This is a genomic window from Methylobacter svalbardensis (assembly GCF_037671525.1).
Lineage (GTDB): Bacteria > Pseudomonadota > Gammaproteobacteria > Methylococcales > Methylomonadaceae > Methylobacter_A > Methylobacter_A svalbardensis.
In genome coordinates this window covers 17,610-31,503 of record NZ_JAWPOH010000023.1, presented here as the reverse complement: position 1 = coordinate 31,503, position 13,894 = coordinate 17,610, and the positions used below count along the sequence as shown (strand labels likewise).

The 13,894-nt window shown below is 48.0% G+C and carries 8 protein-coding genes and 1 pseudogene; all 9 read left to right on the top strand.

The window, feature by feature from the left end; genetic code table 11:
* Positions 1-283: 283 nt before the first annotated feature.
* The 9 genes and pseudogenes from acs to RW114_RS10690 all read left to right on the top strand — a co-directional run bounded on the left by acs (position 284) and on the right by RW114_RS10690 (position 13,884).
* Positions 284-2,224, top strand: a complete 1,941-nt coding sequence (acs, locus tag RW114_RS10730) for an acetate--CoA ligase (RefSeq protein WP_340122745.1) — start codon at positions 284-286, stop codon at positions 2,222-2,224.
* Positions 2,225-2,534: 310 nt separating this feature from the next.
* Positions 2,535-4,289, top strand: coding sequence for an ABC transporter ATP-binding protein (locus RW114_RS10725; RefSeq protein ID WP_340122744.1), 1,755 nt, complete (start codon positions 2,535-2,537; stop codon positions 4,287-4,289).
* A 178-nt stretch (positions 4,290-4,467) separates the two neighbouring features.
* Positions 4,468-7,749 (top strand): LAGLIDADG family homing endonuclease, encoded by a 3,282-nt coding sequence (locus RW114_RS10720; protein ID WP_340122743.1) that lies wholly within the window; start codon positions 4,468-4,470, stop codon positions 7,747-7,749.
* Complete coding sequence (locus RW114_RS10715) at positions 7,750-8,484, top strand: DUF3800 domain-containing protein (protein ID WP_340122742.1); 735 nt, start codon at positions 7,750-7,752, stop codon at positions 8,482-8,484.
* A 229-nt stretch (positions 8,485-8,713) separates the two neighbouring features.
* A complete protein-coding gene (locus RW114_RS10710; protein WP_340122741.1) occupies positions 8,714-9,391 on the top strand; it encodes a TSCPD domain-containing protein in 678 nt (225 codons plus the stop codon).
* Between the two features lie 160 nt (positions 9,392-9,551).
* Complete coding sequence (locus RW114_RS10705) at positions 9,552-10,340, top strand: SMODS domain-containing nucleotidyltransferase (RefSeq protein ID WP_340122740.1); 789 nt, start codon at positions 9,552-9,554, stop codon at positions 10,338-10,340.
* Positions 10,337-11,149, top strand: coding sequence for a hypothetical protein (locus RW114_RS10700; RefSeq protein ID WP_340122739.1), 813 nt, complete (start codon positions 10,337-10,339; stop codon positions 11,147-11,149). Before RW114_RS10705 ends, RW114_RS10700 begins: the two co-directional genes overlap by 4 nt.
* 972 nt (positions 11,150-12,121) lie before the next feature.
* A complete protein-coding gene (gene ald, locus RW114_RS10695; RefSeq protein WP_340122738.1) occupies positions 12,122-13,237 on the top strand; it encodes an alanine dehydrogenase in 1,116 nt (371 codons plus the stop codon).
* Between the two features lie 111 nt (positions 13,238-13,348).
* Positions 13,349-13,884 (top strand): annotated as a pseudogene (locus RW114_RS10690) (REP-associated tyrosine transposase).
* The last annotated feature ends 10 nt before the right edge of the window (positions 13,885-13,894 follow it).

The window sequence follows — 13,894 nt, the reverse complement described above, 5'->3', positions numbered from 1 at the left end:
AAGGTACTTTCCAGAAAAATTCCGGGCTGCATCATTTGCTAAGCCCGATAGTAACAGGGGTAAAATAGTTCTGGATAGCGATACTTGAAAAAAATAAGCCACTATCAACAGGATAGCGGCTTTATGCAAGATGTTGCTTTTACGAAAGCGGCACAAATCTTTGACTTTACCTGCTGATGTCCCTAATCATAGGAGGTTAAAACATACTATATATCGCCAATAATATCATTTTATGCCACATGGTAGCCTTCTACATTTTTCAACCGAACCTAAGGATTAACGCATGTCAGACCTTAAAATCTATGACATAAAACCGGAAATAGCGGCCAATGCCCACATTACCGCGGCAAGCTATAAAACCTTGTATCAGCGCTCCATTGCCGAGCCGGAAGCTTTCTGGGCTGAACAAGCCGAACAGTTCCTGGACTGGAGTAAGCCTTGGGATAAAGTCATGGACTGCGATTTTCTGACCGGCCATATCCGCTGGTTTGAAGGCGGAAAACTCAATGTCAGCGTCAATTGTCTGGATCGCCATCTTGCCACGCGCGGCGATCAGGTCGCCATTATCTGGGAAGGCGATAACCCGGAGCATGACCAAAAAATCACTTACCGGCAATTGCACGAACAAGTCTGCAAATTCGCCAATGTGTTAAAGGCGCAAGGCGTTAAAAAAGGCGACCGCGTTTGTATCTACCTGCCGATGATCAGCGAGGCGGCTACGGTGATGCTGGCCTGCACACGGATTGGCGCGGTACATTCGATCGTGTTCGGCGGCTTTTCCGCCGAGGCCTTAAAAGACCGGATTCTGGATGCCGATTGCCGGTTTTTGGTCTGCGCCGATGAAGGCTACCGTGGCGGTAAAGTCTTACCGATTAAAGCCAACGTCGATAAAGCTGCCGCCTCCTGCCCTCGCCTTGAAAAAGTCATCGTCATAAAAAATACCGGCAATCCTGTCGACTGGCACGAGCAGCGCGACCTCTGGTATCACGAGGCGATGACAACCACATCTGCCGATTGCCCTGCAGAAGAAATGGATGCCGAAGATCCGTTATTTATTCTGTATACCTCAGGTTCCACCGGCCAACCTAAAGGGGTTTTGCACAGCACCGGCGGTTATCTGCTGTACACGGCGATGACCCACAAATATGTGTTCGATTACCGCGACGGCGACATTTACTGGTGTACCGCCGATATAGGCTGGATAACCGGCCATTCCTACATGATCTACGGCCCGTTATGCAACGGCGCTATCACCTTGATGTTTGAAGGCGTACCGACCTATCCGGCGGCCGACCGTTTTTGGCAGGTGGTCGACAAACATCAGGTGAATATCTTCTACACCGCTCCGACCGCGATCCGCGCATTGATGGCGCAAGGCGATGAATTTGTAACCCGCAGCAGCTCACGCCGCAGCTTACGAATACTCGGCAGTGTCGGCGAACCCATTAATCCCGAAGCCTGGGAATGGTATTACCGTGTGGTCGGCGAGAGTCGCTGTCCCGTAGTCGATACCTGGTGGCAAACTGAAACCGGCGGCATTTTAATCACCCCGTTGCCCGGAGCCATCGCTTTAAAACCGGGTTCAGCCACCCTGCCCTTCTTCGGCATCAAGCCTGAAATCATGGATACCAACGGCCAAATCAGGGAAGGTGTCGCCGAAGGTATTTTAGTCATCAGCCGCTCCTGGCCGGGACAGGCGCGTTCCGTTTTCGGCGACCATCAACGCTTTATCGACACTTATTTTAAAAACTACCCCGGTTATTATTTCACCGGCGACGGCGCGCGCCGCGACCAGGACGGCTATTTCTGGATTACCGGACGGGTTGACGATGTCATCAATGTCTCCGGCCACCGCATGGGTACGGCGGAAATCGAAAGCGCCCTGGTGCTGCATGAACATGTCGCCGAAGCGGCGGTGGTCGGCTATCCGCATGACATCAAGGGACAAGGCATCTACGCTTACGTGACCTTGAATGTCGGCATCGAACCGTCTGAACAACTGCGCCAAGAACTGATCGAACTGGTCAGAAATGAAATCGGCCCGATTGCCCACCCGGATATCATTCAATGGGCGCCGGGTTTACCCAAAACCCGTTCCGGTAAAATCATGCGCCGTATTTTGCGTAAAGTGGCGTCCAATGAAATTAACAGTCTGGGCGACACTTCCACGCTGGCCGATCCGGCCGTGGTTGACGATATTATTGCGCATCGGGCTAATAAATAACTGACGCTACGTAACCCTATCAAAACACCACGAAGACACGAAGGACATGAAGTTTATTTTCTTCGTGTCTTCGCGATGCTCCCCCTTAATCATTGCATAACATCAGTTAGGAAGGTGCATGAATAACTTGAGCAAGTTTTATTTTTAAACCATGAAGAGCATGAAAGGCATGAAGGATTTAGTCTTCATGTCCTTCATGCTCTTCATGGTAATTGCTTAAATTAATTTATGCCTGTTCCTTAATCAATAGCAGCGCACCCGACAGGTTAAACATCCCCTTACTTAATGTGTAGTTACAAAAAAACAACTAATGGACATTATCCTTAAAGAGTACAGCCGAGTGGTCTGGCAGAAAAAATGGTTTTTCCTGCTGGCCCTATTCGCACTGGCTTCCGCCATGACCCTGGATTTATCAGCGCCGATTTATTACAAAAACATTGCCAACGGACTGACCGCGCCCTATTCGGATGCCACACTGGCACTGCTGCTGGACAACCTGAAAAAGGTCGGCATTATTTATGCGGGCATCTGGTTATCATGGCGATTGCTTGAAATCGCTATTGTTCCACTCGATGGCGGCGGCGTTAATCTGCTGGAAAAACGCTGTTTCGAGGTACTCAAAAAACAAAAATATGTCTTTTTCGAAAACAGTTTTTCCGGCAGCTTAATCAAGCAAGCCAACCGCTTCTCGCGTTCTTTTGAAATCATTATGGACTGGCTCCTGTTCCAGTTTTTCATGAACATTGTGGCAATAGGCATTGCCTTTGCCATCTTCTACCAACAACAGCCGGAATTCGCCTGCTATTTTCTTGCCTGGGTCGTACTCTTCGTCACCTGGACTATTGTCTACTCGATATGGAAACTGCGCTTTGATAAGGCCGTAGCCCAGGCCGATTCAACCGTCGGCGGCGTGTATTCGGATGCGGTCAGCAATATTTTCATCGTCAAAAGCTTTGCCATGGAAGCCGTCGAACAGGCGCGCATCAATCAGGCATCGGATTTTGTTTACCGGAAGAAAAAAATCGCCTGGATATTAATGTTTTTTTCCTTTGCCGTGCAAGGCTTGATGACCTTCAGCATTGAATTGCTGCTGGTTTATTTGATGATCCAAAAGTGGAAAACCGGCAACTTTCAGGTCGGCGAGTTTGTTTTATTTCAATCGATCATGATCATGCTGATCCAGCGTTTATGGGAATTCGGGCGCAATTTCAGGAACTTTTTCACCGCTTTGGCCGATGCCTCCGAAATGGCCGATGTGTTCAGACAGGAAGATGTCGAAGTTGATCCCGCCAATGCCCAAGCACTGACCATCACCCACGGCGCCATCGACTTTAATAACATCTGCTTTACCTATAATGAAGAAAACTCGCGACAAACCCAACTGTTTGAAAACTTCTCCCTGAACATCAAAGCCGGTGAAAAAGTCGCGCTGGTCGGCCAATCCGGCTCCGGCAAATCGTCGTTAACCAAACTGTTATTTCGTTTTCTTGACCCGCAAAAAGGCAGCATAAGCTTTGACGGCTTGGATGCAAAAGCCTTTACGCTGAATTCATTGCGCCAACAAATCTCCATGGTGCCGCAACAACCGGATCTGTTTCATCGCTCGATACGGGACAATATCACGCTGGGCGCGGACATTTCAGAAGCGCGGCTGATTGATGTCGCCGCAAAATCCCACTGCCTTGACTTTATCAAGGATTTGCCCGAACAATTCGACACGCTGGTCGGCGAGCGCGGCGTCAAGCTTTCCGGCGGCGAAAGACAACGCATCGCCATTGCCCGCGCCTTTCTGGAGGATGCACCGGTTGTGGTTCTGGATGAAGCCACCAGCGCGCTGGATTCACTGACCGAACAACAGATCCAAACGGCTATTTTTGAGTTGATTAAACATAAAACAACCCTGATTATTGCTCATCGCCTTTCTACCATTTTAACGATGGATCGCATTGTCGTACTGGAAAAAGGCAAAATCATAGAACAAGGCACGCATCAGCAATTGCTGGCTAAACAAGGCAAATACTACGCCATGTGGCAACATCAAAGCGGTAATTTTCTGGTTGAATAGGCAACTGTTTGATAGTGTAACGATTTATAAAATAGGTTTTAAATAGATTTTATTTTCTCTCAAAAACACTATATATTGTTGCTCCTTACAAAAACAAACACTATATATCGATCACCAGCCTTAATAGGCTGGTTTTTCAAATTCGCTTATTCATACACTAACCAAGAGGGATCGCTCAATGTCGGCAAAGCTACATGTCATTCCAAACACCGTGACTGAAATACCTTTTCAGGACGCTTCAATGGATATTTGGGACACCAAATATCGTTTAAAAACCAAAGATGGCGATGCTATTGACGGCACTATCGATGAAACCTACCAACGGGTTGCCAGAGCGATTTCCGAAGTGGAAAAAGGCAAAGCCAAGCAGGAGCAATGCTACAAAGACTTTCTGTGGGCCTTGCGTCAGGGTGCTATTCCGGCCGGGCGGATTACCTCCAATGCCGGCGCGCTGGAACACAAACCGGCGACATCGACTATCAATTGCACGGTATCCGGCACCATCGCCGATTCCATGGATGATATTTTAGGCAAAGTACACGAAGCCGGATTGACCCTGAAAGCCGGTTGCGGTATCGGTTATGAATTCTCGACCTTGCGCCCTAAAGACGCTTATGTCTCCGGCGCCGGCGCTTATACTTCCGGCCCGTTATCGTTCATGGACATCTATGACAAGATGTGTTTTACCGTGTCGTCCGCAGGCGGCAGACGCGGCGCGCAAATGGCGACTTTCGATATCGGCCATCCCGATGTCGTCGAATTTATCCGCGCCAAACGCGAAGACGGACGGTTGCGTCAGTTTAACCTGTCGCTGCTGATTACCTCGGAATTCGTCGAAGCGGTAAAAAACGACCAGCCTTGGTCGTTGTCATTTCCGGTCACCGAAAAAGAAGTCAAACTGGATAACCTGGACTTGACCGACGACAAACTCATCATCTGGCGCGACCTGCCCTACATAGACGGCTATATCCTTAACGACGACGGCATGGTCGCCTGCAAAATAAGCAAAACCATGCCCGCCCGCCGTTTGTGGGACATCATCATGAGTTCCACTTACGACTATGCCGAGCCGGGATTCATCCTGATCGACAAAGTCAACGAGATGAACAACAACTGGTTTTGCGAGAAAATCCGCGCGACCAACCCTTGTGTAACAGGCGACACCTGGGTTCAAACAGCGCAAGGACCAAGACAGATTAACGCCATCCTGGGCCAACAAATCAACGTATTAGTCGATGGTCAAATACATCAATCCGGTGTTGAGGGTTTCTTTAAAACCGCAACCAAAGAAGTGCTTCGATTAAAAACCAAAGAAGGTTTCAGTCTCCGCCTGACTGACGATCACCGGGTGCGCAAAATAACCCGCCTGGATCGTTACAACCTTGAAACGGAATGGTGTGCAGCCGGTCAACTTCATGCCGGCGATCAGGTTTTGCTGAATGATCATCGCCAACATAATCACTGGCAGGGAAAATATAACGAAAATCAGGGCTATTTAGTCGGCTTATTAGTCGGTGACGGCACGTTAAAAGAAGATAAAGCCGTGCTATCCGTCTGGAAAACTGCGCAAGTCATGAATAGCGACATCAACACGCAAAATGCAGGTATTGACGCCATTATGGATAAGGTCATGCTTGCTACATCAGAATTTAATACGCGTAGTGACTTTAAAGGCTGGTCTGAAATAGCGGGAAGAAATGAATTCAGACTCAGTTTTGCCGGGCTAAAAACGCTGGCAGAAGAACTTGGCATGTCCCCCGGAAACAAATGTATCAACCCACAAATCGAAACAGCATCCAGCGATTTTTACCGAGGCTTTTTACAGGGATTTTTTGACGCTGACGGTTCTGTTCAAGGCAGCCAAACCAAAGGTGTCAGTATTCGCCTAGCCCAATCGGATCTGCCCCGACTGGAAGCTGTACAGCGCATGTTACTGCGCTTGGGCATCAGCTCGACCCTCTATCGTAATCGCCGTCCAGCAGGCATAACAAAACTGCCTGACGGTAAAGGCGGTGTCGCTGACTATAAAATTTCTCCCCAGCATGAACTAGTTATCAGCGGCGATAATCTTGCCGTTTATCAAGAATTAATAAACTTTACCGATAGCAGTAAAGCGGCTCAACTTGAAGCCGCTTTAAAAAATTACCGTCGTTCATTAAATCGGGAGCGTTTTGTCGCTACGATTGAATCGATCACGCCTGATGGCTGCGAAGATGTTTTCGATATACAGGTTCCCGGCATCAACACTTTCGATGCCAATGGCTTACATGCACACAATTGCGGCGAACAGCCGTTGCCGCCTTACGGCAGCTGCCTGTTAGGCTCGATCAACCTGACCCGCTTCGTCAAAAAACCGTTCACCACCGACGCGCATTTTGACTGGGACAATTACCGCAAAACCATCAAGATCTTCACCCGCCTGCTGGACAACGTCGTTGAAATCAACGGCCTGCCGCTGGCGCAACAACGTGAAGAAATTACCAGCAAGCGCCGCCACGGCATGGGCTATCTGGGACTGGGTTCAACCGTCACCATGATGGGCATGAAATACGGCGATGCACAGTCGCTGGAATTCACTGAAGAAGTGACCAAGGTACTGGCGGTGGAAGGCTGGAAAGCGGGACTTGCGCTGGCCAAAGAAAAAGGCCCGGCGCCGATTATGGAGCAAATGTTTAGCGTCACCGGCGAAATGCTGCATAAACGCCCTGAAATGTTTGCCGATGGTTATAAAGTCGGCGACCGTGTACCCGGAAAACTGCTGCATACCCAATACAGCCGTTACATGCAGCAACTGGCCAGGGAAGAACCCGATCTGGTCGCCGAGCTGATTGAAACCGGCGCCCGCTTTACCCATCACAGCTCTATTGCGCCGACCGGCACTATTTCGCTGTCCCTGGCCAACAACGCCAGCAACGGCATAGAGCCCAGCTTTGCGCATCATTATTCGCGCAACGTGATCCGCGCCGGTAAAAAGTCCAAAGAAAAAATCGACGTGTTTTCCTTTGAACTGCTGGCTTACCGCGAAATGATCAATAGCGACGCTATGCCTTACAGCGAAGATCCCGACAAGCAACTGCCGGATTATTTTATCTCCGCGGATGACGTGACCCCGAAACAGCATGTCGATATTCAGGCGGCCGCGCAAAAATGGATCGATTCGTCGATCTCGAAAACAGCCAACGTGCCTACCGATTATCCTTATGAAGACTTCAAGTCGATTTATGAATATGCCTACGACAAAGGCCTGAAAGGCTGCACCACGTTCCGTTTTAATCCTGAAGTTTTCCAGGGCGTGTTGGTCAAGGAATCGGATCTGGAAAACACCATCTACCAGTTTACGCTGGAAGACGGCCACGTCGTGGAATTTAAAGGCAACGAAGACGTGGAATACGACGGCGAAATCCACAGCGCCGCTAATTTGTTTGATGCTTTAAAAGAAGGCTACTACGGTAAATTTTAAATGGCCAATGAGTTTTCGGAATACATCGTTTATGTTGATGAAAGCGGCGACCATGGTTTGAATACCATAGATCCCAGCTACCCAATATTTGTACTGGTTTTTTGTATCTTTAAAAAACGGGACTATGTGCAAAGAGTAGTCCCGTTATTGCAAGAATTTAAACTAAAGCATTTTGGGCATGATCAAGTCGTTTTGCATGAAACCGATATTCGTCGCGATCGAGGCAGCTTTTCGTTTTTAAAAAGCAGACAACTCAAAACGGATTTTTTAGATGAGTTAACCGGTATTATCCAAGAAACACCTTTCACACTCATCAGCACCGTAATAAAAAAAGAACCGTATCGCCAAGGCCATCATGAACTGGAAAACCCCTACCATATCGCCTTGCGTTTCGGTTTGGAGCGTATTTTTTATTATTTGCGGCAACAGTCCTCTGTTACACATATCGTTGTCGAGCAACGCGGCAAGGTCGAAGATGACGAGTTAGAGCTTGAGTTCCGCCGGATTTGCGCGGGAAATAATTACCTACGACAAGCACTGCCTTTTGAGCTGGTGTTTGCGGATAAAAAAAGCAATTCGGCTGGTTTACAATTGGCTGACTTAGTTGCACGTCCAATCGGATTGCACATACTAAAGCCGGAGCAAAGCAATAGGGCTTTTAAGATTATTAGCGAGAAGTTTTACAAGAACGGCCAAGGTGACAAAATCGGCTACGGACTAAAATGCTACCCGTAAAAAACAAAAAGCCCCGATGTAACCACCGAGGCTTTTGGTCGACCGAGAATCCTCAATCCTTGGTCACATTATCGTTAAATTACTACTAGCAGTCAAGTAAAGTATAACTACTAGTAGTAATCAGCAAGGCATTAAAGGGATAAAGCACAAACCACTAACATATTTCATGTAATCCAAAGTAATGACTTTCAAATTGATTACATCTTTAACACCTATCAAGGCAGACATCATGACACTACATAAGATCAGCAAAAAAATCGTCAGCTACAAAGTCCTGACCAAAGACGATATCGAACCGGTCAAGCAGGAAGTACAGCCAACGCTGGAAAGCATGAACGAAAACCTCACGCGCCCGGAAGTGCTGCTCGGCTCCACTTACAAGATCAAAACCCCGCAGTCGGAGCATGCCTTGTACATCACCATCAACGACATGATCCTGAACCCCGGCACCCCCCATGAAGAGCGCAGGCCTTACGAAATCTTCATCAACTCCAAAAACATGGAGCATTTCCAGTGGGTGTTGGCGCTGACCCGGCTGATCTCCGCGGTATTCCGCAAAGGCGGCGACTCCTGCTTCCTGGTCGAAGAGATGAAAGCGGTATTCGACCCGCACGGCGGTTATTTCAAAAAAGGCGGAGTGTTCATGCCGTCGCTGGTCGCCGAAATCGGCTACGCGATCGAATCGCATTTGAAGCACATCGGCATGATCAAGCCGGAAAAAATGACCGATCACCAGAAACAGTTTCTTGACGACAAACGCAAGGAGTTTGAAGCCCAGCACGGCGAGTCGGAAGGCCAGTCGTTCCCCGAAAAAGCCGTGCTCTGCAACAAGTGCAGCACCAAGGCGATGGTGTTGATGGATGGCTGTATGACTTGTTTGAATTGTGGGGAGAGTAAGTGTGGGTGATTTATGCTGATGATACCCCTCATTAGTTATTTAAGATCATGCCTGTTCTTGAATGTTATGGCGTAGTTGGATTGAATCCAAATTATGCACCAAATAAATGTAACGTATGGCATCTGCAAGGGTGTTTGATTATTAAGTTGGAAAAAGGATCACATTTAATATGTCAGTAAATTCTCATCTTACGCAGCTGGCGAGTAATCTAGTTCATGCAGAAAATGAAAAATCGAGTATTGCAACATCTATAAGTACGCTTTCGTTAAGACTAAATGGATACTTTGGAAGCAATATATCGAGCCACTTTCAGTTTGGATCAAACACTCGTGGTACGATATTGCCTCGTAAAGCAGACAATAACTCAGATATTGATTATATGGTTGTTTTTGATACGTCCATCGATGGAACGAGGAAACCTCAAACTTATCTAGATCGATTACGGAAATTTGCAAAAACGAGGTATTCCACTTCAGAAATTTACCAGTCACACCCTACAATTGTACTTTCACTGAACCATATTAAATTCGAACTTGTTCCTGCAATCTATAATTACAGTTATCAAATTCCATCATCCGCATCATCTTATATCGATTGGATAAATACAAACCCGACAGGAACAAACCAATCTATTCAGGATAAAAATAAAGCGGAAAATTACCAGATAAAACCACTCGTACGTCTTGTGAAATATTGGAATGCAACTCAAGGATATCCTTTTACATCCTTTTCGTTAGAGCAGTATATCGTAGGGAAATATTTTTGGTCATGTACAAATCTTAAAGACTATTTTTATGCGTTCTGGTCTGATTTCTCATGCACTTATAACACTCCACAATACATCAAGGACAAGGTTGACCGTGCAAAGAAATATGCTGTGAATGCCAAGATGTATGAAGATGGCAATATGCCTGGGCTTGCAGAATTGGAAATTAAAAAGATAGTCTCAACATTATGAATAATAAACAAGTTAGAGTTGATGAGGTATCACAATACTATGAAGCTGCTGCAAAGACCGCAACCATTGAAACTTATCTTTTTTGGCTAACAGCTAGCGTCTCATTATTTATGCCATACTCATCATCGGTATTTGATAAGTCTATGCAAAATATTTTCTCTGCTGTTTTTATTACTTTCGTTGTTGTTCATTTTTCGATATCCCAATTGTCAAGATTTCATCTAATTCCAAGGGCTGAACGCAAACGAAGACAACAATTGCTATCAGATGCCTTTGCTACCCCACTTTCACACGATAAAACATCTCTATATTACAATAATAACTATTCACCTTCTGTTATGCGACTTGGTGCCAACATCATGGAGAATTCTCTATTCAGCAAGGAAATTGCATCAAAGATGCTTATAAAAAGCAGAATTATTACCGGTGGTTATATTGTTGTTTGGGTGCTCTTTTTTGCCCTACGACATGACAATATAAATTTATTAGTTTGGGTAACACAATTGGTTTTTTCTAGTGCAATTATCGTCCAGTGGCTGAATCTTGAGATTCTTAGAGTTAGGCATGAGAGTACTTATGATCAACTTCATTCGCACTTTTTGCATAAAATTGGTGGAGATAATCAAAAGGCTATTGCAACAGTGCTGGATTCCTTTGCTTCATATGAGGCAGCTAAAGCAGCCTCAGGAACATTACTTTCCTCCAAAGTTTTTTATGAGCTTAATCCCTCTCTCACACAAAAATGGATGCAGATTTGCAAAGAGTTAAATATGGATTTCCAACAAGAAAACCCACCAGGCAAGGGATAGAACTCATGTTGGGCTGAATGCAATGAAGCCCAACATTTCCAACGGGAACTATTTCCCAACAACATTAACGAAGGTGTCGCTACCGCGACGGTTAATTTAATCGGGGTCTCGCCCCCAAGGGCGAGATACTTTCTTTTGCGTCGCCTCGGCAACTGCTCCTGCGTTGCTCTACCTCCTGCATCCATGCAGTCGAAAAGAAAGTATCCAAAGAAAAGGCGACCCGGTTACCGCTTATTTCCTGCGTTCCTCGCTTTCGCCGGGGGTTGCCGAAAGGGGCTCCTGCCCCTTCGTCAACGTGCGGCATCCCTGCCGCCCCCCTACGGGCCATCCCCGCCGAAAGCTCCGGTACTCGGCGCGGCATACGGGATTAAACTCGCACTACCGGCAAATTTTCTTCGCTCCCACACGACGATTCTCTCGTTCCCGCGCGCTACGTGGGAATGGTCAGATTATTTTTTAAACTACGTTAAGGAACGTGCACAAAATAACTTGAGCAAGTTGCCAATAGCTGGAGTGCAGGCTTTGCCTACATGGACAGATATTTGCTCCTGCAATATCTGCATTCACCACATCCATGTGGATCATGTAGGTAAGGGGCGTGAGCACGACTGTCAGGGATGCAGGAGGTAGAGCCATGCAGGAGCAATTGCCGAGGAGCGGAAGCTTCGCCTGCAAGCGCAAGCAAAGCTTGCACTCCCACTGAAAACTTACGCCGCGAGTTGTTCAAATTGTTTCATGCTCATTCCTAAGTCGTCAGGCTCTGCCGAGACCCCTATCGTTTTTATTAAAATAAACGCCGCATCATCTATTTATCTCGGTATTTATAACTAATTATATTGATTTATTAAACCGGAAAATCGTACTAATCGGTCATTCGAATTATGCTACGCTCTTGTGTATTGCGGGTAAATTCGCTCCGCAACACAGACTTTTATTACCGCGCAATACATTCCACTCATCAGGAGTCAAATCATGTTAATCGGACTACCCAAAGAAATTAAGGACAACGAGAATCGAGTCGGTCTGACGCCGGGCTCAGTCAAGGCGTTAACGCGCCGGGGTCATCAGGTGGTGGTGCAAAGCGGCGCGGGCGAAGGCAGCTCGCTTTCGGACGAAGAATACCAGTCTGCCGGCGCCCAAATCGTTCCCTATGCAGAAGATGCGTGGGCGGCAGACATGGTGGTCAAGGTAAAAGAGCCGATTGCATCGGAATATCACTATCTGCGACAGGACTTGCTGCTGTTTACCTATCTGCATTTGGCTTCGGATAAAGCGCTGACCGAGGCCCTGTTAGCCAGCGGGACCACCGGCATCGCTTACGAAACCGTACAAACCGAAGACGGCAGTTTGCCTTTATTGATACCGATGAGTGAGGTGGCAGGACGCATGGCGACTCAAGCGGGCGCAACCTATTTACAAAAATCGCACGGCGGCCGCGGTGTCTTAATAGGCGGAGTGCCTGGCGTCGCTCCCGCCAATGTCGTCATTCTGGGCGGCGGCATCGTCGGTACCAACGCCGCGCGGGTCGCCGTCGGCTTGGGCGCGCAAGTCACGGTACTGGACATCAGCCATGCCCGCCTGAAATACCTGGACGACATTTACCGGGGGCAACTGCAAACCCGTATCAGCAATGAATCGACTATCGAAGAGGTTCTTGATACCGCCGATCTGGTCATCGGCGCAATTTTAATCCACGGCGGACGAGCGCCCTGGCTGATTACCCGCAACATGCTGCCGACCATGCGCAAAGGCTCGGTGATCGTTGACGTGGCCGTCGATCAGGGCGGCTGCGTGGAGACCACGCGCCCTACCACCCATAGCCACCCGACTTATGAAATCGACGGCGTGGTGCATTATTGCGTCGCCAACATGCCGGGGGCGGTGCCGCGCACCAGTACCTTTGCGCTGAACAACCAGACGGCCGGGTATGCCTTGCGTCTGGCAAACGAAGGCCTGGACGCTGTGCGTAAAGATACGGCATTGCGATGCGGACTCAACACCTATCGCGGGAACGTGACTTATCCCGCCGTGGCAGCAGCGTTCGGCTTGAAACATACCGACCCGCTGCAGGCATTGGGTTATTCCTAAAAATGAGTATACCCGGTAACAGCGATTCCGCTGGTTCCCAAGCTCCAGCTTGGGAACCCAGTCCGGGAAGCTCCAGCTTCCCGTCTACCCTCGTCACACAGGAGTACAACCATGCCCAGAAGCCGCTATCGCGTCCAATGCGACTCGTGCCCACACTTCCTGACCGCAACGGTAAACCACTGGATGCCGTTATTTACCCGCCCGGAAACCGTGAACATCATTCTGGACTCTTGGCGTTTTTTACAGCGGGACACGGACTTTCGACTCTACGGTTACGTCATCCTCGAAAACCACCTGCATCTTATCGCCGTTTCTGATAATTTGAACCATGACATGCAGCGATTTAAATCCTACACGGCGAAGCAAATCATCGCGCATCTGGAACAACGCCGCTCAGTCAAGCTGTTGGAGCTGCTGGCGTTTTTTAAACGCGCCCATAAGCAGGAAACCACCTATCAGGTTTGGGAAGAAGGCAATCATCCGCAAATCATCGAATCTGAGGCCGTTATGCGGCAGAAGCTGGATTACATTCATTACACAATCCGGTCAAGCGGGGTTATGTGGACCAGCCGGAACATTGGCGCTATTCCAGTGCGCGTAATTATGCCGGTCAGGCGGGGTTGATTGAGGTGATTCGGTCGTGGTAAGTTGCTCGGG

Excerpts from the sequence above, each read along its gene's own strand:
- acs (WP_340122745.1), top strand. The coding sequence starts at position 284 with ATGTCAGACCTTAAAATCTATGACATAAAACCGGAAATAGCGGCCAAT.
- RW114_RS10725 (WP_340122744.1), top strand. The coding sequence starts at position 2,535 with ATGGACATTATCCTTAAAGAGTACAGCCGAGTGGTCTGGCAGAAAAAA.
- RW114_RS10720 (WP_340122743.1), top strand. The coding sequence starts at position 4,468 with ATGTCGGCAAAGCTACATGTCATTCCAAACACCGTGACTGAAATACCT.
- RW114_RS10715 (WP_340122742.1), top strand. The coding sequence starts at position 7,750 with ATGGCCAATGAGTTTTCGGAATACATCGTTTATGTTGATGAAAGCGGC.
- RW114_RS10710 (WP_340122741.1), top strand. The coding sequence starts at position 8,714 with ATGACACTACATAAGATCAGCAAAAAAATCGTCAGCTACAAAGTCCTG.
- RW114_RS10705 (WP_340122740.1), top strand. The coding sequence starts at position 9,552 with ATGTCAGTAAATTCTCATCTTACGCAGCTGGCGAGTAATCTAGTTCAT.
- RW114_RS10700 (WP_340122739.1), top strand. The coding sequence starts at position 10,337 with ATGAATAATAAACAAGTTAGAGTTGATGAGGTATCACAATACTATGAA.
- ald (WP_340122738.1), top strand. The coding sequence starts at position 12,122 with ATGTTAATCGGACTACCCAAAGAAATTAAGGACAACGAGAATCGAGTC.